We start from the raw sequence: 23437 nt of genomic DNA on the forward strand, positions 1-23437 counted from the left end.
ATGCTGACACGCAACGGTCCCCTCAAAGGTGTTCGGGTCATCGAAATGGCCGGGATCGGGCCTGCGCCCTTTGCGGCCATGCATCTGGCCGACATGGGCGCCGAAGTGGTGCGGATCACGCGCCCCGGTCAGGCTTTCCCCTTGCCGATCGATGAGAAACACAACCTGTTCAATCGCTCGCGGCGCAGTCTGGTGCTCGATCTGCGGCAGGCAAATGATGCTGAAAAGCTCTGGGGGCTGATCGAGCGGGCCGAGATTCTGATCGAGGGCTTCCGCCCCGGCAAGATGGAGAAACTCGGATTCGCTCCAGAGGCGGTTCTGGCACGCAATCCGGCGCTGGTCTATGGCCGCATGACCGGATGGGGACAGACCGGGCCGCTGGCACAGGCTGCCGGGCATGATCTGAACTATGCCGCGATCACGGGCGCGGTTCATGGGCTGGGCGAGGCCGACCGGCCCCCGCCCGCGCCAATGAACCTGATTGCCGATCAGGGTGGTGGCGCGATGATGCTGAATGTCGGCATCCTCGCGGCCCTGACCCATGCGCGCGCAACCGGCGAGGGTCAGGTGGTCGACGCGGCCATGTGCGATGGGGTCAACCTCTTGATGACCATGCAACACGGGCTGGCGGCCGGTGGGGCCTGGAGCGGCGAGCGCGCTGGCGATTTCATCAATGGCGGGGTGGCGTGGTATCGTTGTTACGAAACCGCCGACGGAAAGTTCATATCCATCGGCTGTGTCGAGCCACAGTTCTTTACCGAATTCCTGCGCCTGACCGGGCTGAGCGATGATCCGCGTTTTGCCGACCAATATGCGCCCGAGGCGCAGCCGGCCATGCGCGAGGCCCTGACCGAACTGTTCCTGACCCGGACACAGGCCGAATGGTGCGAGGTGCTGGAAGGCAGCGATGCCTGCTTTGCGCCGGTGGTGCCACTGGCCGAAGCTGCCACACACCAGCACAACCGGGCACGCGAGAGCTTTGTCACCGTGGACGGCATCGAAATGCCCGCCCCGGCCCCCCGATTCTCACAAACCCCGCCAGACATTCCGACAACCGGTGACGCCGGTTTCGTCGAAATGAACGAAATCCTAGAGCATTGGAGGGCCGCCATATGACCGGTCTGAGTTTCGCCGACGCCATACAGCTTTTGCTGGTCGGCCTGTCACAGGGCTGTCTCTACAGCCTGATCGCCATCGGCCTGGTGCTGGTCTACAAGGCTACCGAGCAGGTGAACTTCGCCCAGGGCGAGTTCATGATGCTGGGGGCCTTTGTAGGCTATCAGTTCATCGTGCTTTGGGGGTTGCCTTATTGGCTGGGGGCCTTGCTGACGCTCGTGTTCATGGGCGGGTTCGGTTACGGGGTCGACGCGCTTGTTGTGCGGCGGCTCACCGGGCAGCCGGTGTTCACCGTTTTTATCCTGACGCTGGCGCTGGGAATTGCACTGCGCGCCGTGGCCGGGATTGTATGGGGCTTTGGCAACTATTCGCTGCCTGCCCCGGTTGAGGGCAATCTGACGCTTGGGTCGGTCATCATTGGCTGGTCCAGCGTTCTGGCGATCCTGGTAACCGCCATCGTGGCCAGCGGGCTTTACGCCTTCTTCCGCTATGCCCGCCAAGGCGTGGCGATGCAGGCCTTGTCCCTGAACCAATTGGCGGCCTTTTACATGGGCATCCCCGTCAAGCGCCTGACCTCGTCCATCTGGGCCATGTCCGCAATCTTCGGCGCCATCGCCGGCCTGCTCCTGGGCCCGGTCACGCTGGTCTCGACGCAGATGGGATTTGTCGGCTTCAAAGCCTTTGCCGGCGCCATTGTCGGCGGGTTCGGATCGATCCCCGGCGCCGTTCTGGGCTGTTTGCTGATCGGCGTGACCGAGCCGTTCTTCGACATCATGTTCCCGACGTTCAAGGGCATCGGCGCCTATCTGATCATGTTCGTCGTGCTGCTGATCCGGCCCGAAGGGCTGCTGGCACAAATCTACGCAAAGAAGGTATAGGCTCATGCGCGTTCTTTTCCGCAAATCCTACAAGCAGGACATCCGCCTGTTTCGCGACCGCACACAGGCTTTCTGGTATCTGCTGTTCTTGTGTATCGCGCTTGCCGCCCCGCTGTTCCTTGACGGCTACTTTCTGGACGAATTGTCGTTTGTCTACATCTATGCCATCGCCGGCCTGGGTCTGATGATCCTCACCGGATTCTCGGGACAAGTGAGTTTCGGGCAGGCCGCCTTTGTTGCCATCGGCGCCTATGCTCATACCATCCTGCTCAGCCGCTACGGCGTGCCGTGGATCCTGTCGCTGCCCCTGGCGGCGCTGATCACTGGTTTGGTCGGGCTGGCCATCGGGCGCATCTGCGGGCGCATGCATGGCTTGTATCTCGCCATCGCTACGCTTTCGATTGCTATCGTGACCGAACGGCTGATCGGCGGCGGCGGCGATTTTACCGGCGGACATCGTGGCCTGCCGGTTCCGGGCATCGACATCTTCGGCATCGCCATCGACCAGAGCTGGAAGACCTACCTGTTAAATCTCGCCCTGTTTGTCGGCGCCATTCTGATGACGCGCAACCTGTTGCGCACACGGTCTGGCCGCGCCCTGATCGCGATCCGCGACAGCGAAGTTTCGGCCCGTTCGCTGGGCACGAATGTGGCCTTCTACAAAGCCTATGCCTTCTTCCTGTCGGCGGTGTTCGCCGGTCTGGCTGGTGGGCTTCTGGCGCATGCGTTCTACTACATTACACCGGAAACTTTCGGCATGGGTGAGAGCATTCGCCTGCTTCTTATGATCGTTGTCGGTGGGATCGGCACCATCCACGGGGCCATCTTCGGCGCGTTCTTCATCGTGCTGCTGCCCACCGTCCTGAGTTGGGTCAAGGTGCTGCTTCCCGGGGCCATAGCCACATCCGGCGGGTTCGACAGCCTCGCCTTCGGGATGATCCTTCTTGGCTTCATCCTGTTCGAACCTGATGGGCTCTATGGCCGCTGGGTCAAAATCCATCACTATTTCAACGTCTTCCCGATGTACAAGCGCCGCAGCTTCCAACGTCAGAAGACCTTCCTCAAGACGGAGCGTCTGAAATGAGCTGGCTTGAAGTCGAAAACGTGTCGCTGGCATTCGGTGGGCTGAAAGCCGTCGATAACCTGAGCTTCTCGGTGGAACCGGGCAAGGTATTCACCATCATCGGTCCCAATGGTGCCGGCAAGAGCACGGTGTTCAACCTGATCTGCCGCATCTATGACCCGCTGGAAGGCGATATCCGCTTTGGTGGCGAAAGCCTGCTGGGGGCCAGGCCCCACGAAGTGATCAACCACGGCATCGCCCGCACCTTCCAGAACATCGAATTGTTCGAGCATGCCTCACTTCTGGACAACCTGTTGATCGGCCGGTTCCGGCATGGGCGGTTCTCGCCGCTGAGCGAGCTGTTCTTCCTGCCCGGCCAATTGCGCCAGGAACTGGAGCACCGCCGCAAGGCGGAAGAGGTTATCGAGTTTCTCGATCTCGAAGGCTACCGTCACGCCCGCGTCGCCGACCTGCCTTACGGCGTGCGCAAGAAAACCGAGATGGCGCGCGCGCTGGTCGCCAGCCCCGAGATCCTGTTGCTGGATGAGCCCTCCAGCGGGCTGACCACCGAGGAAACCGACGACACCGCCTTTGTGATCGAAGACATCCGCGAGGATCTGGGCATCACCGTGGTGATGATCGAGCACGACATGAAGCTGGTGAACAAGGTCTCGGACAAGGTTCTGGCAATCAACGAAGGCCGCTTCCTGGCCACCGGCAGCGCCTCGGAGGTGCAGGACGACCCGGATGTGCAGGCAGCCTATCTAGGGGGGGAAGCGGCATGAGCGAAGTTCTGAAAGTCCGCAATGTCGAAACCATGTATGGCCGCGTCATGGCGATCCGCGGTGTCAGCCTTTCGGTGCGCGAAGGCACCGTGGTCACGGTCATGGGATCGAACGGCGCTGGCAAGACCACTATCCTGAAAACCATCTCGGGGGCGCTCGACCCGTTCAAAGGTGAGATCACATTCAAGGGTAAGGCCATTACCGGCCTGGATCCGGATGTGATTGCCCGCACCGGTGTGGCCCATAGCCCCGAAGGACGCGAAGTGTTTGCGCTTTTGTCGGTGAAAGACAACCTGATGATGGGTGCCTATTGCCGCAAGGACCGCGACGAGGTGGCGCGCGATTTCGAAAAGGTGCTGGGCTGGTTCCCGGTCCTGCGCGAATTTCTCGACAAGCAGGCGATCTACCTGTCGGGCGGGCAACAGCAGATGGTGGCCCTTGGACGCGCCTTCATGGCACGGCCCAGCCTGATGCTGCTGGATGAGCCGTCGCTGGGTCTCTCGCCCCGGCTGATTTCCGAGATTTTCGCAATCATCAAGCGGATCAATGTCGAGGAAGGCATGACGATGCTGCTGGTGGAACAGAACGCCAGCGTCGCGCTTCCGGCCGCCGATTTCGGCTATGTGCTGGAAACCGGGCGGATCGTCATGGAAGGCGAACGCGACGTGCTGATGAACAGCGCCGATATCCGCGAATTTTACCTTGGCATCAAGGCCGACAGCGCGCGGGGCGACCGCCGCTGGAAAGCAAGGAAGACATGGCGATGAACGACATCTCTACACAAAACTGGACCCCGCCCGTCTTTGAAATCGACGGCTGCGACACACTGCCCAAGCTGTTTCGGCAGAACTGCCGGAAATTCGGGTCTGCGATCGCGATCCGCGAAAGGGATTTCGGCATCTGGGAAGAATACACCTGGACCGACTACTATCACCGGTCCCGTCAGGCAGGTTGTGCGCTGATGGCCTTGGGGGTCGATGCCGGCGACGTCGTGGCGATCATCAGCGAAGACAACAAGGAATGGGTGTTTTCCGATCTCGGCATCCAGTGCATCGGCGCGGTCACCCACGGGCTCTACCCGACCTTGCAGGAAAAACAGGTCGCCTATCAGCTCAACGACAGCGGCGCCAAGGTGTTGTTCGTCGAGGACGAGGAACAGCTCGACAAATACCTGCTGGTACAGGACGAGGTTCCCGGCATCGAAAAGGTCATTGTCTATGACATGGAAGGTCTGCGCCGATTTTCTCACGACAAAGTCATGGGATGGGAAGCGTTCCTCGAGCTTGCCGCCGATGGCGGCCCTGCCATGCATGCCGCCTTCGAAGCCCGTATTGATGCCGGCAACGGCGAGGATATCGCCACGCTGATCTATACCTCGGGCACCACCGGCGCGCCCAAAGGCGCGATGATCTCGCACCGGTTCTTTCTGGCGCAAGCCGACAACCACCCGGAAATGGCGCTGGGCCCGGGTGATGAGATCCTGACTTTTCTGCCGCTGTGCCACGCCGCCGAGCGCATCATCTCGGTCGCGACCCCGATCCGGCATGGCATCACCATCAACATTGCCGAGAGCGGCGAGACCTTTAACGCCGATATTCAGGAGGTGGCCCCGACTTTCATCTTCGCGGTGCCGCGGGTGTGGGAAAAGTTCTATTCCCGCATCAGTTTCATCATGAATGAAGCCACAGCCTTTGGCCGCTTCGCCTATGAAGTGGCGCTGAAAGTGGCCGAACGGCGTGCGGTGGTATTGGCAGAGGGCAAACAGGTGCCGCTGAGCCTTGGCCTTGCGCACAGAGTGCTCGATTTCCTTGTACTGCGAAACATCCGCGTCGAACTGGGTCTGGCGCGGGCGCATACGATCGTCTCAGGCGCGGCACCGATCTCGGCGCGGCTGCTCAGTTGGTTCAACGCGCTTGGCGTTTCGGTGCAAGAAGCCTATGGCCAGACCGAAGTTGGTATCGTCACCGCCACCGTGCCCGGCCAGTCTCCAATCGGCTCGATCGGGCGGGCCATGCGTGGCGTAGAGGTTAAACTGGCCGAGGATGGCGAAATCCTGATACGCGCGCGGTCAAACTTCTCTGGCTACCTGAGCCAGCCGGAAAAGACCGCCGAGACCATGGTGAATGGATGGGTTCATACTGGCGATGTCGGCAAGATGGACGACAATGGCGATCTGACCATTCTCGACCGCAAGAAGGACATCATCATCACCGCCGGCGGCAAGAACATCACGCCGTCGCAGCTGGAGAACGAACTGAAATTCTCGCCCTACATCTCGGATGCCGTGATCATCGGCGACAAGCGTAAGTACCTGACCGTGCTGATCATGATCGACCAGGAACCAGTCGAGAAATACGCCCAGGACAAGCGCATACCGTTCTCGAACTACAAATCGCTCTGCGAAAGTGAGCCGATCATCGAGTTGATCGGCGAAGAAGTGGACCGTGCGAATGCCGGATTCTCGCCGGTGGAACAAGTGAAGAAGTTCCGACTGATCGATGTGCTTCTGACGGCTGAGGACGAGGAGCTCACGCCGACGATGAAGCTAAAACGCAACGAGGTCGAGCGTAAATACAAAGACCTCATTGAAACTATGTACTGAAACTTGAAAGGGAGGAAATCATGAAGAATTTTGCAACTGCACTGGCGCTCTCCGCGTTGGTCACCGGTGCGGCCATTGCTGGTCCGCAGGGCGTGACCGACGATAAGATCACGCTTGGCAGCTATACCGATCTCAGCGGCCCGCTGGCTGTCTGGGGCGTACCTGAAGCCAACGGACTGCGCATGCGCGTGGACGAGATCAACGCCGCGGGCGGCATTCACGGTCGCCAGCTTGAGATCGTGATCGAGGACACGCAGTATCAGGTGCCGCGCGCCATTCAGGCTGCCAACAAACTGCTGCGCCGCGACAGGGTCTTTGCTATGGTCGGCGCGCTGGGAACACCGATGAACCTCGCGGTCATGCCGCAGCAATTGGACGCCGGCGTTCCCAACCTGTTTCCCATGACCGCGGCGCCCGAGATGGCAGAGCCGCTGCACCCGATGAAATACGCCTTTTTTCGCAACTATACCGAGCAGTTCCGTGCGGCGGTAGCCTATTTCCATGACAATGGCGGGTTTGTGACTCCCTGCGTGTCGCAGATCGCCAACGAGGCGGGCGAGTCGATGACGCTTGGCGTCGAACAGCAGCTACATGAATACGGCATGGAGATCGTTGCAAAAACCGAGCATGCGGCCACAGAGACCGACATGGTGTCTTCGGTCACGACCTTGAAGAATGCAGGCTGCGACATCGTCTTCAACGCCGGCAGCGTCAAGGACACGATCTTGACCGTTGCCACCTCGAAGAAGCTCGGTTTCGAACCGATCTTCGTCACGGGCATGGTCCCCTACATGGATGCTGTGGCCAAGGCGGCAGACGGTGCAATGGAAGGGCTCTATCTGGTTTCGCCCTTCGTCTTCGCCGATGTCGCGACCTCGGAAGGCGAGGCCAAACGCATCCTGGAAAGCTATGCAGAGACCTATGGGACAAAAATGGAGCCGCAGGCGCAGTTGGGCTATATTTTCATCGATTTGCTGGCCGAGGCGCTTGAAGCGGCAGGCCCCGAACTGACCACCGAAGGCTTCTTGGCTGCGATCGAGGCGATCAATGGCTATGTCGATCCGATCGGCGGCCAAACAATCAGCTTTGGCCCCGAAGATCACCAGGGGGTGGAAACGCTGATCCTGGCCAAGGTTGAAAACGGCGCCTGGACAGTTGCAGCCCGGGGCCTCGACTACTAAACTTGGTAAGATGCCGGGCGGGAAGAATTCTCGCCCGGCGCACAATTTCAAGCGAGGGTCATGTGCCTGCAATCCAGTGGCATAGAAAGACAAAAGACGTCGAAGAGCAGCAGGAACTGAAGCGCCGTGCCGTGTTGGACGTTGCGGCGAGACTGTTTTCGACAGTCGGTTACAAGAAAACCTCGCTCGATGATATCGCCGCCGAACTCGATCTGACCAAGCCTGCACTCTATTACTACGCCCGCAACAAGGAAGACATCCTGATGCAGTGCTCATTGGTGTCGCTGGAAGGGGTCAAGCTTTGCTTTGACGCGGCCCAGGTATCAACTGGCAACGGCCTTGACAGGTTGCGCGTGTTTTTTCGTTCTTACGCCGCATTGGTTGTGAGTGATTTCGGTTCCTCATTGATGCGCGAGGCGCGCCGCAACCTCACGGGCAGAAACCAGGACAAACTGCGCCAGACCCTGCGCGATGGTCAGGATTTCCTTGAAGAGATCATCAAGGCCGGCATTGAAGACAAATCGATCCGCCAAAGTTCAACAAAAAGACTGGCGCAGGTGCTGTTCTCGGCCTTCAACCAGATGCCGGAGTGGTACAACCCTGACGGTTCGGAACCTCCTGAGGTTATTGCCAACCAGATCCTTGAACTTGTCAGCGATGGAATACGAGCCTAGCGCACCCAATGCTGTGTTTTTGCGCTCAATTTCGGCATACAACCAGACCAGTCACAGTCGGGATTTCGGAATGCCGGTTGATTGGGGGGCAATTCATTCGGTGAAATCTGACGAAGATCGTTGCCCTGCCCACATATGCACAGGAGTATCCGCTACCGGCCATTTGATTATGCCGAGGAATGCAAGACGTTTGATGCTTGGTTCAATAGGGATAGGATTTCCGGTCGTTCCGCTTCACGAGGGATGGCGTTCAGGTTTCGCGGCGATTTCCGGCAGTACCGAACGACCACATATCCCTGTCATGGAACGCGGTCTCAATTCGCCCGAACGTAGCTTCCCGGTGCCGGCTCGATGGATTTGTACTTTCCGCGGTTGACGGGCTTTCGAGGCTTGACGGTCTTGCCGTCTTTGGCCTCGAGCCAGTCCGCCCAGTAGGGCCACCACGACCCCGGCATTTCCGTGGCCTTGGTCAGAAAATTCGCTGGTTCTGGCGGATAGGTGTCGCTTTTTCTGAAACCGTATTTGGCACGTTCGGTCGGGGGGTTGATGACTCCGGCAATATGGCCCGAGCCGCCAAGGACAAATTCAACCTCGCCGCCGAGTATCTGCGTCGCTGGATAAATCGAGGTCCAGGGGGCGATGTGATCCTCGGACGTGGCAAGTACGAAAACCGGCGTTTCTATTTTGCTCAGGTCGATCTTGATGCCGTTCATTTCCAATCCGCCGGGCTGGCGAAGCCGGTTCTCGAGATAGATCTCTTTGAGATACCAAAGCAGCATCGCCGCCGGTAAACGGGTGGAATCCGAGTTCCAATACAGAAGGTCGAAAGCGCGAGGTTTCCTGCCGCGCAGGTAATTCGCCTCGAAGAACGACCAGATCAGGTCGTTCTCGCGCAGCATCGAAAACATGTCCTGCAGGTGATAGGCTTCAAGATAACCTTTCTCTTCCATATGCGCGCGCAGAACTTCCAGCCGGTTCTCATCAATGAAGACGCCGATTTCTCCCACGTCCTTGAAATCGACCATGGTGGCCAGTGTTGTGGCGCTATTGACCCGGTCATCACCAATGCCTGCGAGGTAAGCCAGCGTCGCCGTCACCAGGATGCCGCCGATGCAGAAGCCGAGGATATTGGCCTTTTCTTCTCCGGTGATGTCGCGAATGGCATCAAGAGCGGCCAGCGGGCCGAGGGTCATGTAGTCGGCAAAATCTTTGTCCGCGTGTTCGCTGGTTGGATTAACCCAGGATATCACGAACACGGAATGTCCTCGATCCAGCATGTAGCGCACCAGGCTGTTCTTTGGCTGCATGTCCAGAATGTAGAACTTGTTGATCCAGGCTGGGACAAACAGGATTGGCACGCTATGCTGTTCCGGAGTGCGCGGATGGTACTGGATCAGTTGCATCAGGTCGTTCTGGAATACGACCTCACCTTCGGTCGTACCAAGGTTTTCGCCCACCTGGAAAGCCGTTGAATCGTTGGTAGCGATGTCCAGACGCCCCTCGCCGCGCTCGAGATCGTCGAGCATGTTGGACAGCCCCTTTCGGAAACTCGTGCCGTCGGTTTCGATGAACATCTTGCGCGCCGGAGCGCTTGTCAGCAGGTAGTTGCTGGGCGACAGAGCACTCAGCATCTGCCGGGTGTAGAAACTGACGCGCATATGATCCCTGAAGTCTTTTGGAAGCTTTTCCAACAGGTCATTGGTCGCGTCTTCGACCGCCAGGAACATGTCGCGATAGATGCGCGATACCGGGTCCTTGTCCCAATTGGGGTCACTGAAACGGCGGTCCTGCACGCTGCCCTCTTCCCCGGTGTCGCGCAACATCGCCTGCCAGGAGGACAAGATTGCCGTGCCCGCTTTCATCTGTGCATCAAACAACTTTCCCGGGTTCTGCAGCATGTCGCCCCAGAAAGTTCCATAGGCTTTGGCAAGCGTTTGGGTGTCCATCAGGGAATACTCCGACCCGCTGGCTTTCTTGAGGGCGCGCTCGTGGAGCTGTGACAAAACTGCCATCGTGCGCAGCGTCAGATCCTGCATTTCCGTTGCGGCCTCTGCCATGTCAGCGCTGTCTGTCGAATTTGTCTGTTGCGTCATCATCCGCGTCCCATCATGTAGAATTCGTCATTCGGGCGCATCGAGGTGACATTCGCCATCCTGTTGGACAACCCGACGAACGCCGTGATGCCTCGATGTCCCAGATATCCTCATCGTTGAAACCGTGCCCATGTAGGGTTTCGAAATCGAACTCATCGATCGCAACTGCATTATCGAACACTTTTAACGCGAAATCGAGCATTGCCACCTGCCGGGGTGTAATATTCGCTTTGCGACAATTCGTGGCGACCTGGTCTGCAATCATCGGGTTCCTGACGCGGATCCGGAGAATCGCCCCGTGAGCAATCGGCAATACAGGCGGCTATTGTCATTGGAGGTTGCCACAACGATCATTTCGCGGTCGGCCTGAGACAATCCGCTTTCTTTCTCCATCAATGCATCATGATAGGCCATGAACGCGCGCAGTCCGCGGGTCGGTGCGCAAAGGCCAGAAACACATTCGGAATAACCCCCGCCCTTTTTCTGAATGCCGAGGATCATGGATTTCGGATCCTCGGGAAGCGCATTCACGTCGGGAACCGAATAGCGGCTGATGGGACGTTCGGTCACAGGTGTCTCCGTCTGGGTGACTGAATCAGGAAACGTCGGCACTACCGGCACCGCGTTAAGCGGCCTTGGCGGCCCGTTTGGCGCTGGACGTCAATTTGACCGTTGCCTCGCCATCCACGACGACCTGGTCCCGTACGCGGCAGGTCGTTTGCAGGACGGCGCGGCAGCGCCCTCGCATGATTTCCTTGACAACCACTTCAGCATGAACCGTGTCACCCGGACGCACAGGCGCCACGAAATTCATCGCCTGCGAAATATAGATTGTTCCTGGCCCAGGCAGTTTGTTGGCAATCGCTGCTAAAATGGTGCTGGCGGTCAGAAATCCATGCGCGATACGGCCATTGAACGGGGGGTCTTAGCGAATTCATCGTTGATGTGAATCGCGTTGTTGTCGCCGGACGCACCCGCAAAAAGAATGATGTCGGCATCGGTAATGGTTTTCGAAAACGTGGCGATCATGCCCGGTTCGAGATCCTCGATGTCATATCCGTTCAGCTCGTTCATAGTCCGGTTCTCCTGATATTGCGTTACATGTTGGGATAGTTCGGCCCGTCGCCCCCCTGCGGCGTGACCCAGTTAATGTTCTGGCTGGGGTCCTTGATGTCGCAGGTCTTGCAGTGCACACAGTTCTGGAAGTTGATGACAAATTTGTCTTCAACCACCTCGTACACGCCCGCAGGACAGTACCGCTGTGCCGGTTCGGCATATTTCGGCATGTTCACGGACATCGGCACGTTGGGGTCTTTCAGCTGCAGATGCGCAGGCTGGCTTTCCTCGTGATTGGTCATCGAGAAGCTGACATTGGTCAGCCGGTCAAAGCTGAGCGTGCCATCGGGCTTGGGGTACTCGATGGGCTTGTGCGTGCTGGCCTGCTCGGTCGCGGCGGCGTCGGTCTTGCCGTGTTTGAGCGTACCAAACAGGCTGAAGCCCAGCGTGTTGGTCCACATGTCGAACCCGCCCAGCGTCAGGCTGGCCAGCAGGCCATACTTGGACCAGAGCGGCTTGACATTACGCACTTTCTTGAGGTCCTTGCCGATGGGGCCGGTGCGGACTTCGGTCTCGTAGTCGCTCAATTCATCGCTGGAACGTCCGCCTTCAATGGCGGCATGCGCGGCCTCGGCGGCGGCCTTGCCGCTCAGCATCGCATTATGGTTGCCCTTGATCCGCGGCACGTTGACCATGCCCACCGAACAGCCCAGCAGCGCCACACCCGGCGCCACCATCTTGGGCATCGACTGGAACCCGCCCTCAGAGATCGCCCGCGCGCCGTAAGCCACGCGTTTGCCGCCTTCCAGCAGTTCGGCCACCATCGGGTGATGCTTGAAGCGCTGGAATTCCATATAGGGGAAGAGATGCGGGTTCTTGTAGTTCAGGTGCACCACGAACCCGACATAGACCTGGTTGTTCTCGAGGTGATAGATGAACGACCCGCCCCCGGCATTGCCTCCCAGCGGCCAGCCCATGGTGTGGGTCACCTCACCCTCGTTGTGCTTGTCCGGGTCGATCTCCCAGATCTCTTTCATGCCGATGCCGAATTTCTGCGGCTCCTTGCCCTTCGACAGGTCGTATTTGGCAATCACTTCCTTGGCCAGTGACCCGCGCACGCCCTCGGACAGAAACACGTACTTGCCGTGCAGCTCCATGCCGGGCTCATAGGCCGGCCCCGGTGTGCCATCGGCTTCCTTGCCGAACTCACCGGCCACAACACCCTTCACGCCGCCGTTTTCGTCATAAACCAGCTCGGAACAGGCCATGCCGGGGAAAACCTCGACGCCCAGCTCCTCGGCCTGCTCGGCCATCCAGCGACAGACATTGGCCATGCTGACGATGTAGTTGCCGTGGTTGTTCATCAGCGGCGGCATCGGAAACCCCGGCACCCGGATCTGACCGGCCTCGCCCAGCATGTAGAACTTGTCGGAGGTCACCGGGACGTTTAGCGGCGCGCCCTTTTCCTTCCAGTCGGGGATCAGCGCCTCGAGCCCCGAGGGATCGAGTACTGCGCCGGACAGGATATGCGCCCCCACTTCCGAACCCTTTTCCAGCACCACCACGTCAAGCGAACTGTCGAGCTGCTTGAGACGGACCGCGGCGCTCAGACCCGCAGGCCCCGCGCCGACGATCACCACATCATATTCTATCGTTTCTCGTGCAGATCCAGACATCTCAATGACCTCACGCAACGCTGTGCAGATCAGAGGGTGCCAGCGCCAGAACGCTCGACGCACCATCCGTCGCCGCGCTCAGCCGTGCCAGCGCCTCGGGGAAGACTTGCTGCGCATAGAATTCCGCCAGCCGGATCTTGGCGCCGGCATGGTCGGATTGGCCACCCGCGGCAGGTTCCCCAGCGGCAGCAAGCGCCGCATCGCCCAAGGCCCAGGCGCCCAGCGAAAGGCCGAAGAGCTCTAGCACGTTCATTGCCGACGCGGCCTGCGTATGTGCGGTTTCCTTACCCGCATCAAGCAGCCATCTTGTAGCGGTTTCCACCGTATCGGCAGCGTGCGAAACGCTGCGCGACAAGAGCGTCCAATCACCGTGCGGGCTGCTCTCGCAGGCAAGTTCCGCCGCGCTCAATCGCATGTCGTCGATGATTTCCTGAACCGCCGCACCGCGGTCGCGCAGGATCTTGCGCCCGGTCAGGTCGAGTGCCTGAATGCCCGTGGTACCCTCGTAGATCGTGGTGATCCGGGCGTCGCGCAGGTGCTGTGCTACACCGGTTTCCTCGATATAGCCCATGCCACCATGAACCTGAATGCCAAGCGAGGCGGTCTGGATCGACATCTCGGTCGAACAGCCTTTGACAACCGGGATCAGTAGATCAACCCGGCGCTGTGCACGGTCCCGGGCCTCGGGGTCGACGGCGCGATGCGCAAAATCCAGCGCCGCCGCGGCGCGGTAGGCGAGAATGCGGGCGGCTTCGGTGCGGCTCTTCATGATACCCAGCATGCGGCGAACATCTGGATGGTGAATGATTGCGGCCGACCCCTCGACCCCGTCAACCTTGCCCTGCCGGCGGTCGGCTGCATACGCCGCCGCGTCCTGGCAGGCATGTTCGGCAACGCCGATGCCCTGGATTCCCACATTGAGCCGGGCGTTGTTCATCATCGCGAACATATACTCCAGTCCACGGTTGACCTCGCCCACAAGGTAACCGACGGCGCCACCGCTATCTCCAAATGACAACGTGCATGTCGGGCTGGCATGAATACCCAGCTTGTGCTCAATCGAAACGCAGTGCACGTCATTGGGAGCGCCATCTGGCATCACCTTCGGTACAACGAAGAGCGAGATGCCTTTGACGCCCGCCGGAGCATCAGGCAGTCGGGCCAGCACGAGGTGGATGATGTTGTCAGTAAGGTCATGCTCGCCGTAAGTTATGAAGATCTTCTGGCCGCTGATCCGGTAGCAATCGCCCTCGGGCACCGCCTTTGACCGTATCGCGGCCAGATCAGACCCTGCCTGCGGTTCTGTCAAGTTCATGGTTCCGGTCCATTCGCCGCTCACCAGTTTGGGCAGGTAGGTCTCTTTCAAGGTGTCCGAAGCATAGCATTCAAGCGCCTCGATCGCGCCCTGGGTCAGCATCGGGCAGAGCTGGAATGCCATGTTGGCGCCGTGGAACATCTCCTGGATGCAGGCATTGACCACGAAGGGCAGACCCATGCCACCGTATTCGGGGCTTGCCGACGGGCTGTTCCAGCCCATCTCGACCAGCATGTCGTAGACGGTTTTCCAGCCTTCGGGCATGGTCACCCGGCGATCTTCAAAACCCAGACCGGCGAGGTCGCCGGACCGGCTGAGCGGCGACAGTTCTAGGCCGGCATATTTGGCGGCTTCCTCGAGGATCGCGTCCACCATATCCGGCGTTGCCTCTTCAAGGCCAGGCAACTGGCTGATCGCGTCGAGATCACAAAGCTTGCGCAGAACGAAACGCATGTCCTGAAGGGGGGCGGTATAGGTCATTTTCTGACTCCAGATCAGAGCTTTTCGATCAATTCCGGCACGGCGGTGAACAGGTCGGCGACCAGTCCGAAATCCGCGACCTGGAAGATCGGGGCCTCTTCGTCCTTGTTGATGGCAACGATGACCTTGGAGTCCTTCATGCCGGCGAGGTGCTGGATCGCACCCGAGATGCCGACCGCAACATAGAGGTCCGGGGCCACGACCTTGCCGGTCTGGCCGACCTGCCAGTCGTTGGGGGCATAGCCCGAATCGACCGCCGCGCGCGACGCGCCGACAGCGGCGCCTAGCTTGTCCGCGAGGGCTTCGATCAGTTTGAAGTCCTCTTCGGAACCGACACCGCGGCCACCCGAGACCACGACGCCTGCCGAGGTCAGTTCAGGTCGATCGCTTTCGGCGACCTTGTCCTCGACCCATTCGCTGAGGCCGGGATTGTCACCCGCCGAGATGGTTTCGATCGGGGCCGAACCACCGTCACCGGCCGCATCAAAGGTCGAGGTGCGGAAGGTGACGACCTTTTTGGCATCGTTCGAGCGGACCGTCTGCACGGCATTGCCGGCATAGATCGGGCGTTCGAACGTGTTGCCGTCAACCACGCCCGAGGCATCTGAGATCACCATCACGTCCAGCAGTGCGGCAACACGCGGCATCACGTTCTTGGCGTCGGTGGTGGCGGGCGCAACGATATGCTCGTAATCACCGGCCAGCGACACGATCAGCGCAGCGGTGGATTCCGCCAGGCGGTGGCCGAGGCTTGCGTCTTCGGCGACCAGCACTCTGGACACGCCGTCGATCTTGGCGGCGGCTTCGCCCGCGGCGGCGGCAGAGCCCCCGGCACAGAGCGCGGTCACGTCACCCAGGGCCTTGGCGGCGGTCACGGCCTTGGCGGTGGCGTCCAGCGACAATTCGCCATTGTTCACTTCGGCAAGGAGAAGAACAGCCATTACACAGCCCCCGCTTCTTTGAGTTTCTCGACCAGTTCGTCGACCGAGCCGACGATGATCCCAGCGGCGCGGGCCTCGGGTTCGGCCGTGCTGACGATTTCCAGGCGCGGGGCGACTTCGACGCCGTAATCGGCGGCGGTTTTTTCGTCCAACGGCTTTTTCTTGGCCTTCATGATATTCGGCAGCGAGGCATAGCGCGGTTCGTTCAGGCGCAGGTCGACGGTGACGATGGCCGGCATTTTGACCTTGATAGTTTGCAATCCGCCGTCGACTTCGCGGGTCACGTTGGCGCTGTCGCCGTCGATCTCCAGTTTGGAGGCGAACGTCGCCTGTGCCCAACCCGTGAGCGCCGCAAGCATCTGCCCGGTGGCGTTCATGTCATTGTCGATGGCCTGTTTACCGCACAGAACGATACCTGGCTGTTCTTCGTCGATCACCGCTTTCAGCAGCTTCGCCACGGCGAGGGGTTCGATGTCGGTATGCACATCGTCGGCGGCGACAATCAGGATCGCCCGGTCGGCCCCCATGGCCAAAGCTGTCCGCAGCGTTTCCTGCGCCTGCTTTACGCCGACCGAGACCGCAATGATCTCTTCGGCTTTGCCGGCCTCTTTCAGTCGGATCGCCTCCTCGACGGCAATTTCGTCAAACGGATTCATCGACATTTTCACGTTGGCGAGATCAACGCCCGATCCGCCCGCTTTGACGCGAACCTTCACGTTATAGTCGATCACGCGTTTGACAGGCACCAGCACCTTCATTATGAGGCTCCTTTTTTTGATGTTCGGCCATCGGGAAGTGTCCGATGGGAAACGCGACTTCACTTGGTAGTTTCGTTCAGGTTCCAGAGATTGTTCACCACGTCACTGCCATCTTCGAAAACCCGGTTTAATGTGTTTTCAACTTGCCAAATGCAGCTGATTTTGTGGCTCGCCTTTTTGGGGTCGAGTCCGGCTGAGTGCAGAATAGGGCGTTAAGCCTGGATTGGGCTTCTGTAGTCGAGCTCAGGCCGCGTTTTCGGTGAGATAGCGATAGATGGTGGCCTTAGAGAGGCTGTATTCAGCCATGAGGTCTTTGATCAGCTTACCTTGAGCGCGTTTTTCGCGGAGCTCTGCGATCTGATCATTGGTGAGCGCAGGCCGTTTGCCGAACTGAACGCCGCGATCTTTCGCCTTCTTGATTCCGTCCATTTGCCGTTCGGCCCGGATCTCAGTCTCGAATTGGCCGATAGCACCCAGCATGTTGAACAACAGACGACCAGTTGCATCGGATGTGTCGATGTTCTGGTCGAGGACGACAAGATCGACGCCCTTTTCGCGCAGCGTCTCCGCGACCTGACATAGGTGCAAAGTGGATCGGGCCAGTCGGTCGATGCGCGTTACAATCAGCTGGTCGCCTTCACGGACATAATTCAGACATTGCTTGAGCTGAGGGCGGGCATCGGTGGTGCCGCTGCGCTTTTCTTCGAACAGTTTGTCACAGTCGCTCAGTTTTTCACGCTGCACGTTTAGAGATTGTCCGACTGAACTGACGCGGGCATATCCGACTTTGGCCATGGGGTCTCGAATATATTAAGGGTTCATGCGACAACCATATTGAGACATTGAAAAAGACATGGCAAGCGTGATGTCTCAATATGTCTACTTTCAAAGACCACATCTCCTAACGAAAGAACAATCCGATGGCACATCGAGCGGTTCTGACCGCGCGACAACGCGCGGCACTTTTTGATCTCCCTACAGAGGAGATGGCGTTGCTGCGGCATTACACCCTGGATGATGAGGACATTGAACATATCCGCACACGGCGGCGACCAGAAAACCAAATCGGCTTTGCGCTTCAGCTTTGTGCCTTTCGGTTTCCGGGCCGTTTGCTGAAGGCTGGCGAAGTTATACCGGAACCTGTGTCCCGGTTCATAGCCGCTCAAATTGGACTGAAACCAGATGACCTGTTGCAATATGCCGCCCGTGAGAAGACACGACGAGAACATCTCGGCTCACTGCGTAAGATGTACGGTTACAAGATGTTTGCTGGCAAACATGCCAAGAAAATGCAGAGGTGGTTGGACCAGCACGCCGAGGCGGCTCAATCGAGTGAGGGTTTGGTTCGCGGGTTTGTGGAGGAATGCCGCAGGCGACAGGTTGTCCTGCCCGGCCTGTCGGTCATAGAACGACACTGTGCTGACGCATTGGTTGCGGCCGAACAACGGATCGAGGCTCGCATTGCGGCACGTCTCGACCTCGAAATGAAAGCCAAACTTAACGGTTTGCTCAATGAAGACGCTGATAGCCGGATCAGCCGCTTCATCTGGTTGCGACAATTCGAGGTGGGCAAGAACTCTGCCGATATCAACCGCCAGCTCGACCGGCTGGAATTCCTGCAGGGGATCGCGTTGTCGCCAACAATCCTGGACGACATTCCCGCACATCGGGTCACACGCCTTCGCCGCCAGGGGGAACGTTACTTTACGGATGGATTGCGGGACATCACCAGTGATCGACGACTGGCCATCCTTGCCACCTGCGTCGTTGAGTGGTCGGCTGCCATCGCAGATACCGTTGTCGAAACACATGACCGGATCGTTGGCTCAATCTGGCGGGAGGCAAAGAGGATTTGCGATGCCCGTGTTACCGCGGCGCAATCGGAGATCGCGGCGACCCTGGCCGGGTTTGAGACTCTGGGCACGACATTGTTGATCGCCAAGGGAGATGAGGTGGCTATCGCCGGTGCCGTGGATGCATCTTGTGGCTGGGATGCTCTGGAAAACCTCGTTGCAACAGCAAGGTCACTCAGTAAGACCGTCAAGGCGGGTGCACTGGCTTATGTCGAGCAGGGGTATCATCGGTTCAAGCTCTATGCCCCCCGAATGCTGGCAACATTGGACATCACAGGGGCCAGTGTGGCTCAGCCTTTGCTTGCGGCGGCCGATGTGATCCGCGACAGGCAAGATATTCCAAGCCGCTCTGCGCCATTTCTTCAGCCCCGATCAAAATGGCGAGGGCATCTCAGCGACCCCGAAACGAACCGGGACCGTCTCTGGGTTGTCGCGGTGCTGTTCCATCTGCGTGAGGCCTTCAGATCCGGTGATGTCTGGCTTGCTCATTCTCGCCGCTACAGCGACCTGAAACAGGCTCTGGTTCCGGTCGAGGCCGCGCAGACTATGGGATTGTCGATGCCATTGAAGCCGGAAGTCTGGCTTGCAGATCGAAAACAACGGCTGGACGACGGGCTGCACAGGCTTGCCAAGGCAGTCAGGAACGGCGCCCTCCCAGGCGGGATCATCGAGGATGGGCGATTGCGCGTCGAACGCCTTGAAGCTGACGTTCCCGCTGAAGCCGATAGCCTGATCCTGGACCTCTATCGTCGCCTGCCAGAAGTGCGGATCACAGATATGCTCACGGAGGTGGCCAATGACACAGGGTTCATTGACGCCTTCACCCATCTGCGTACCGGGGCACCGTGCAAAGACAGGCTTGGCATGCTGAATGTTGTTCTCGCAGAGGGTCTGAATCTTGGACTCAGCAAAATGGCCGGGGCGAGCAGTACCCATAACTTTAAGCAATTGGCCCGGCTCTCAAACTGGCACGTGGAAAGTGAGGCCATCAATCGGGCACTGGCTATGGTGATCGAGGCGCAGGCGTGGTTGCCAATGGCAAAATACTGGGGTGCTGGTGAAACCGCTTCCAGTGACGGTCAGTTCTTTCCCACCACACGCCAGGGCGAGGCGATGAATCTGATCAATGCGAAGTACGGCCATGAGCCCGGCCTGAAAGCCTATACCCATGTATCAGATCAATATGGCCCCTTCGCCACACAGGTGATCCCAGCTACAGTGAACGAGGCACCGTACATTCTGGACGGTCTGCTAATGAACCCGAGCGGCAAACGGATCAAAGAACAATACGCAGATACGGGCGGCTTCACAGACCTCGTCTTTGCGGCCACCTCGTTGCTCGGCTACCGGTTCATCCCGCGCATCAAGGACTTACCTTCAAAGCGGCTGCATGTCTTTGATCGTCATGGGGTCCCGAACGAACTAAAAGGCCTGGCCGGTGACCGCATCCGCGAAAACACGATTATCGCCAACTGGCCGGACGTGTTGCGCTGCATCGCGACGATGCTCTCCGGGAGAATGCAACCGAGCCAGCTTCTGAAGAAACTGGCAGCACGGCCACGGCAACATGATCTGGCCATTGCCCTTCGTGAAATCGGACGTATCGAGCGGACGCTGTTTATCATTGATTGGCTACTTGATACCGATATGCAGCGCCGCGCACAGATTGGCCTCAACAAAGGAGAAGCACATCATGCCCTGAAGAACGCACTGCGGATCGGTCGCCAAGGCGAAATCCGCGACCGTACAACTGAGGGCCAGCATTTCCGCATCGCAGGGCTGAACCTGCTCACCGCCATCATCATCTATTGGAACACCAAGCAACTCGGTTTTGCGGTCGCCGCGCGACAAAATGCTGGGCTCGATACACCCGCATATCTTCTCTCACATATCTCGCCCCTCGGATGGGCACATATTATCCTCACAGGTGAATATCGGTGGAGGCGGATGATGGAAAACCCATGAAACCTCGTGCAGCGACAACACCGGTCATTCATCAGCAGCCAGCGAAATCTGACTCCAAGCCCACTTTGACCAATGCTGAGATCTGCATGGATGGTGGCTTCAGTGAAACGGGCAGGATCAAGATCCGTGCTGACCAACCGCCACCGAGTGATTGCTTTGCATTACATAGATCAAATGTAGTCGTGCGCCAGTTTGCGGATCGGTCCTAGCCAGTTAGAAAGCGGGACAGCTTTGTTGCGATTTCGTCGTCTCTGATCGTCTTCAGGCGGGCTGTGAAGAATGTCTTCTTCATCGCCATTCCTTTGATGGAAATACCGATCAGTGCGCCGGTATCAATTTCATGGGTTACAGCTTCGGCGAGAATGATAGAAGCACCCAAGCCGGACATGACAGCCTGTTTGACGGCTTCGGTCGATCCGACATTCGCGCGCGTGCGCAGTTCGCCGGCCCTGTCGCCCAACACATCGCGCAGGAGCGTGCCGGTGCCGGATCCACTTTCCCCGCCGATCATTTCAAGTGTGAGGAACTCCTCGACGGTGATCTCGCGGCGGCCCGCCCAAGGATGGTCGGTGGGCAGGATCACGATCATCTCCGCGCTGCGCCACCGCTCTGCCGCGACATCCGGGTGTGAAAGGGGCCATTCCATTGCCGCAATGTCGATCTCCCGGCTCAGTAGCATCTCGGCGATGCGGGGATTGGGTGCCGAGGTGATTTCCCACCGGCCTCGCCAGTCCTCCGCGTCCAGAAACCCTTTGAACGCCTTGGCCATATAGTAGCTGGCGATATTGCCACTGCACCCAACGATCAGACTGTCGTCGCGCGCGATGGTCTCGGCGCGTGCAGCAGATTTCAACAGATGGCGCGCATGAGGCAGGAAGCGTTCGCCATGCCGTGTCGGACGGCTGCCAGCATGACTACGCTCGATCAGTGGAACGCCTAAATCCTCTTCAAGCTTTTGCAAATGCTGGGAAATTGTCGGTTGTGCGATCTTCAAGCGGGTCGCAGCGCCATGGAAACTACCCGCTTCGACAAGACCGACAAAGCTCCGCACAAGGCTCAGGTTCAGCATCACACTTATCCTTTCAGGACTTGGGGGTTCAGCGCTGTCTCGGGTAGGTCGCCTTTGAGTGTTGTGATAATGCTGTCCGCCGCCGAGGCTGCGATGGCGCGCCGCACCTCAACCACAGCCGATCCGATATGCGGTGTCAGAACGGTTTTCTCCGAAGCCAACAGGGCGGGGTGGACGTGCTGTGGACGGTCGGGCCTGGCCCAGTCTTCCATCTCATAGGTGTCGGCAGCGTATCCACCCAGATGGCCGGTTTCGAGCGCGGATGCGACGTCGGCTTCATTGACCAGGCTGCCGCGCGCAGGATTTATCAGGCAGGCCCCTGGTTTCATGCGGGAGATAAATGCGGCATCGACCATCCCAAGCGTCGCCTCGGTCAAAGGAACCGCCAGAACAACGAAATCCGATGTGGCCACGATTTCGTCCAGCGCAGCCTTGCGCGCGCTCAGCGCTTTCTCGGTTGTCGGATCCAGTGGCGTCACATCGTGATAAAGCCGCGTTCCCCGAAAGCCGGATAGCAGTCGCAGTGTTTCGCGCCCGACAGCCCCCGCGCCGATGACGCCGACCACAGCGCCCTGCAACGTGCCCCCGTAAAAGCGCGCGCGCCATCCAGCGTAGGTGCCCGTCCGCATGTGCGTATCGCCGTCCCGCATGTTCCGGGTCAGAGCGATCATCAGCCCAAGCGTGAGTTCCGCCGTCGGTTCGGTCAGCAGATCGGGCACGATCGTGACCAACACGCCATGATCCGTGCAGGCAGTGACATCAATGTTGTCAAAGCCTTTCAGTGCCCCCGCCACGATCTTCAGATGCGGGCAGGCTTCGAGAAATGCGCGGTCCACCGCTTCCGTCATGAAGGCCATCAGTGCAGTTGCGTCCGCACAAACCTCTTTCAGCCGTTCGAACGATAACGGCTCTGTGCTGTCATTCGAAATGACCTCGCCGACCATCCGTAGGGTGGCCAGTGTCTCGTCCTCGATCCAGTTCGGCACAATGATTTTTTCGCGCATTGAGGTCATCCCTCCCTTTTTTCGCATTGCTATCAAGGCAAGAGGGTAATCGCAATATGTAATAATTCTGTTGCTTTGATCGCGTAGCAGAATGGGTGACGAAGGGGAATCGGTCGATATGGGACAGCAGCAGATGGCTTTTGATCGGAGCGATACGAAGACGGATGCGGCACCAATCCTGTGCCTGGACCAGGTCGAAGTGATCTATCCGAACGGCACGGTCGCATTGCAGCCGACGACCGTTGATTTCGAAGACGGCGAATTGACGGTGTTGCTGGGTCCTTCAGGCGCGGGCAAATCCACTTTGCTGCGCACCTTGAATCTGCTCGTGCGGCCCACATCCGGGGCGGTCCTGTCACGGGAGATCGGAACGCTGGATGCGACTCAATCCATCCGGGCGCATCGCCGCGATACGGCGATGATCTTCCAGCAACACCAGCTTATCGGCCGGATGGGGGCAATGCACAATGTCCTCTTGTCCCGGCTTGGGCGGCATTCCTTCTGGCGCACCCTTGTTGGTTTCTCGGAAGAGGAACGACGGCTGGCCCTTGAGTGCCTGACACGCGTGGGCCTTTTCGAAAAAGCGCTGACGCGCTGCGACAGCCTCTCGGGTGGCCAGCAGCAGCGCGTCGGCATCGCGCGTGCGCTGGCTCAAGAGCCGAAGATGATCCTCGCCGACGAGCCTGTAGCGTCGCTCGATCCGGCCTCATCCGAGCGCGTGCTGAACGTCCTGCGCTCGATCTGCAAGGAAGACCGCATTCCGGTGATCGTCAGTCTGCACCAGCTCGATTACGCCAAGGCTTTTGCGGACCGGATCATCGGCCTCGCCGGTGGGCAGATCGTCTTCGACGGCCCGCCCACACAGCTTTCCGAAACTGTCCTGACCCAGATCTATGGATCGACCGGGCAGGATGCGACTTGAGTTCAT

The 23437-nt window shown here is 59.0% G+C and carries 19 protein-coding genes and 1 pseudogene; 10 read left to right on the plus strand and 10 right to left on the minus strand.

All coding sequences use genetic code 11. The annotated features are described in order from the left end of the window. From MHM88_RS19985 to MHM88_RS20020, 8 genes are all read left to right on the plus strand, one after another. Positions 1–1116, plus strand: coding sequence for a CaiB/BaiF CoA-transferase family protein (locus tag MHM88_RS19985; RefSeq protein ID WP_093455118.1), 1116 nt, complete (start codon positions 1–3; stop codon positions 1114–1116). Further along, on the plus strand, positions 1113–1994 hold the full coding sequence (locus MHM88_RS19990) for a branched-chain amino acid ABC transporter permease (protein ID WP_093455114.1): 882 nt from the start codon (positions 1113–1115) through the stop codon (positions 1992–1994). The genes MHM88_RS19985 and MHM88_RS19990 overlap by 4 nt, the downstream gene beginning before the upstream one ends. Before the next feature lie 4 nt (positions 1995–1998). Next, positions 1999–3078, plus strand: a complete 1080-nt coding sequence (locus MHM88_RS19995) for a branched-chain amino acid ABC transporter permease (RefSeq protein WP_093455113.1) — start codon at positions 1999–2001, stop codon at positions 3076–3078. Beyond that, positions 3075–3842 (plus strand): ABC transporter ATP-binding protein, encoded by a 768-nt coding sequence (locus tag MHM88_RS20000; RefSeq protein WP_093455112.1) that lies wholly within the window; start codon positions 3075–3077, stop codon positions 3840–3842. The genes MHM88_RS19995 and MHM88_RS20000 overlap by 4 nt, the downstream gene beginning before the upstream one ends. Continuing rightward, positions 3839–4609, plus strand: coding sequence for an ABC transporter ATP-binding protein (locus tag MHM88_RS20005; protein WP_093455111.1), 771 nt, complete (start codon positions 3839–3841; stop codon positions 4607–4609). The genes MHM88_RS20000 and MHM88_RS20005 overlap by 4 nt, the downstream gene beginning before the upstream one ends. Continuing rightward, positions 4606–6444 (plus strand): long-chain fatty acid--CoA ligase, encoded by a 1839-nt coding sequence (locus MHM88_RS20010; protein WP_239368541.1) that lies wholly within the window; start codon positions 4606–4608, stop codon positions 6442–6444. The genes MHM88_RS20005 and MHM88_RS20010 overlap by 4 nt, the downstream gene beginning before the upstream one ends. 20 nt (positions 6445–6464) lie before the next feature. Next, on the plus strand, positions 6465–7625 hold the full coding sequence (locus MHM88_RS20015) for an ABC transporter substrate-binding protein (RefSeq protein WP_239368543.1): 1161 nt from the start codon (positions 6465–6467) through the stop codon (positions 7623–7625). A gap of 62 nt (positions 7626–7687) precedes the next feature. After that, positions 7688–8299 carry a TetR/AcrR family transcriptional regulator gene (locus tag MHM88_RS20020; protein ID WP_170848854.1) on the plus strand — a complete coding sequence of 204 codons (612 nt, stop codon included), beginning with the start codon at positions 7688–7690 and terminating at the stop codon, positions 8297–8299. A gap of 314 nt (positions 8300–8613) precedes the next feature. On the opposite strand, the gene MHM88_RS20025 is transcribed toward MHM88_RS20020, so the two are convergent. The 8 genes and pseudogenes from MHM88_RS20025 to MHM88_RS20060 all read right to left on the minus strand — a co-directional run bounded on the left by MHM88_RS20025 (position 8614) and on the right by MHM88_RS20060 (position 17413). Next, entirely contained in the window at positions 8614–10356 is a 1743-nt protein-coding gene (locus MHM88_RS20025) for an alpha/beta hydrolase (RefSeq protein WP_239368545.1), read from the minus strand. A gap of 297 nt (positions 10357–10653) precedes the next feature. Then, complete coding sequence (locus MHM88_RS23240) at positions 10654–10962, minus strand: hypothetical protein (RefSeq protein ID WP_370687519.1); 309 nt, start codon at positions 10960–10962, stop codon at positions 10654–10656. A 55-nt stretch (positions 10963–11017) separates the two neighbouring features. Further along, a pseudogene (locus tag MHM88_RS20035) lies at positions 11018–11466 on the minus strand (MaoC family dehydratase). A 23-nt stretch (positions 11467–11489) separates the two neighbouring features. Continuing rightward, on the minus strand, positions 11490–13124 hold the full coding sequence (locus MHM88_RS20040) for an electron transfer flavoprotein-ubiquinone oxidoreductase (RefSeq protein WP_239368547.1): 1635 nt from the start codon (positions 13122–13124) through the stop codon (positions 11490–11492). A 10-nt stretch (positions 13125–13134) separates the two neighbouring features. Continuing rightward, positions 13135–14919, minus strand: coding sequence for an acyl-CoA dehydrogenase (locus tag MHM88_RS20045; RefSeq protein ID WP_161353836.1), 1785 nt, complete (start codon positions 14917–14919; stop codon positions 13135–13137). 14 nt (positions 14920–14933) lie between these two features. Next, positions 14934–15860, minus strand: a complete 927-nt coding sequence (locus tag MHM88_RS20050; RefSeq protein WP_161353837.1) for an electron transfer flavoprotein subunit alpha/FixB family protein — start codon at positions 15858–15860, stop codon at positions 14934–14936. Then, positions 15860–16618 (minus strand): electron transfer flavoprotein subunit beta/FixA family protein, encoded by a 759-nt coding sequence (locus MHM88_RS20055; RefSeq protein WP_161353838.1) that lies wholly within the window; start codon positions 16616–16618, stop codon positions 15860–15862. The genes MHM88_RS20050 and MHM88_RS20055 overlap by 1 nt, the downstream gene beginning before the upstream one ends. A gap of 243 nt (positions 16619–16861) precedes the next feature. Further along, complete coding sequence (locus MHM88_RS20060; protein WP_057821753.1) at positions 16862–17413, minus strand: recombinase family protein; 552 nt, start codon at positions 17411–17413, stop codon at positions 16862–16864. A gap of 125 nt (positions 17414–17538) precedes the next feature. Between MHM88_RS20060 and MHM88_RS20065 the strand changes: the two genes are divergently transcribed. Further along, positions 17539–20436: a Tn3 family transposase gene (locus tag MHM88_RS20065; RefSeq protein ID WP_239368549.1), complete on the plus strand. Its 2898-nt coding sequence runs from the start codon at positions 17539–17541 to the stop codon at positions 20434–20436. 205 nt (positions 20437–20641) lie between these two features. On the opposite strand, the gene MHM88_RS20070 is transcribed toward MHM88_RS20065, so the two are convergent. Continuing rightward, positions 20642–21505: a LysR family transcriptional regulator gene (locus MHM88_RS20070; RefSeq protein WP_074940723.1), complete on the minus strand. Its 864-nt coding sequence runs from the start codon at positions 21503–21505 to the stop codon at positions 20642–20644. 5 nt (positions 21506–21510) lie between these two features. After that, positions 21511–22509 (minus strand): NAD(P)-dependent oxidoreductase, encoded by a 999-nt coding sequence (locus MHM88_RS20075; RefSeq protein ID WP_057821748.1) that lies wholly within the window; start codon positions 22507–22509, stop codon positions 21511–21513. 133 nt (positions 22510–22642) lie between these two features. On the opposite strand from MHM88_RS20075, the gene phnC reads away from it, so the two are divergent. Then, positions 22643–23431 (plus strand): phosphonate ABC transporter ATP-binding protein, encoded by a 789-nt coding sequence (gene phnC, locus MHM88_RS20080; RefSeq protein ID WP_057821757.1) that lies wholly within the window; start codon positions 22643–22645, stop codon positions 23429–23431. The last annotated feature ends 6 nt before the right edge of the window (positions 23432–23437 follow it).

The sequence above is a fragment of the Epibacterium sp. MM17-32 genome (assembly GCF_022348205.1).
Classification (GTDB): Bacteria; Pseudomonadota; Alphaproteobacteria; order Rhodobacterales; family Rhodobacteraceae; genus Epibacterium.

Excerpts from the sequence above, each read along its gene's own strand:
- MHM88_RS20065 (WP_239368549.1), top strand. The coding sequence starts at position 17,539 with ATGGCACATCGAGCGGTTCTGACCGCGCGACAACGCGCGGCACTTTTT.
- MHM88_RS20000 (WP_093455112.1), top strand. The coding sequence starts at position 3,075 with ATGAGCTGGCTTGAAGTCGAAAACGTGTCGCTGGCATTCGGTGGGCTG.
- phnC (WP_057821757.1), top strand. The coding sequence starts at position 22,643 with ATGGCTTTTGATCGGAGCGATACGAAGACGGATGCGGCACCAATCCTG.
- MHM88_RS20015 (WP_239368543.1), top strand. The coding sequence starts at position 6,465 with ATGAAGAATTTTGCAACTGCACTGGCGCTCTCCGCGTTGGTCACCGGT.
- MHM88_RS20005 (WP_093455111.1), top strand. The coding sequence starts at position 3,839 with ATGAGCGAAGTTCTGAAAGTCCGCAATGTCGAAACCATGTATGGCCGC.
- MHM88_RS20070 (WP_074940723.1), bottom strand. The coding sequence starts at position 21,505 with ATGCTGAACCTGAGCCTTGTGCGGAGCTTTGTCGGTCTTGTCGAAGCG.
- MHM88_RS19985 (WP_093455118.1), top strand. The coding sequence starts at position 1 with ATGCTGACACGCAACGGTCCCCTCAAAGGTGTTCGGGTCATCGAAATG.
- MHM88_RS20025 (WP_239368545.1), bottom strand. The coding sequence starts at position 10,356 with ATGGCAGAGGCCGCAACGGAAATGCAGGATCTGACGCTGCGCACGATG.
- MHM88_RS20045 (WP_161353836.1), bottom strand. The coding sequence starts at position 14,919 with ATGACCTATACCGCCCCCCTTCAGGACATGCGTTTCGTTCTGCGCAAG.
- MHM88_RS20055 (WP_161353838.1), bottom strand. The coding sequence starts at position 16,618 with ATGAAGGTGCTGGTGCCTGTCAAACGCGTGATCGACTATAACGTGAAG.
- MHM88_RS20050 (WP_161353837.1), bottom strand. The coding sequence starts at position 15,860 with ATGGCTGTTCTTCTCCTTGCCGAAGTGAACAATGGCGAATTGTCGCTG.
- MHM88_RS19990 (WP_093455114.1), top strand. The coding sequence starts at position 1,113 with ATGACCGGTCTGAGTTTCGCCGACGCCATACAGCTTTTGCTGGTCGGC.
- MHM88_RS20040 (WP_239368547.1), bottom strand. The coding sequence starts at position 13,124 with ATGTCTGGATCTGCACGAGAAACGATAGAATATGATGTGGTGATCGTC.
- MHM88_RS20075 (WP_057821748.1), bottom strand. The coding sequence starts at position 22,509 with ATGCGCGAAAAAATCATTGTGCCGAACTGGATCGAGGACGAGACACTG.
- MHM88_RS20060 (WP_057821753.1), bottom strand. The coding sequence starts at position 17,413 with ATGGCCAAAGTCGGATATGCCCGCGTCAGTTCAGTCGGACAATCTCTA.
- MHM88_RS20010 (WP_239368541.1), top strand. The coding sequence starts at position 4,606 with ATGAACGACATCTCTACACAAAACTGGACCCCGCCCGTCTTTGAAATC.
- MHM88_RS19995 (WP_093455113.1), top strand. The coding sequence starts at position 1,999 with ATGCGCGTTCTTTTCCGCAAATCCTACAAGCAGGACATCCGCCTGTTT.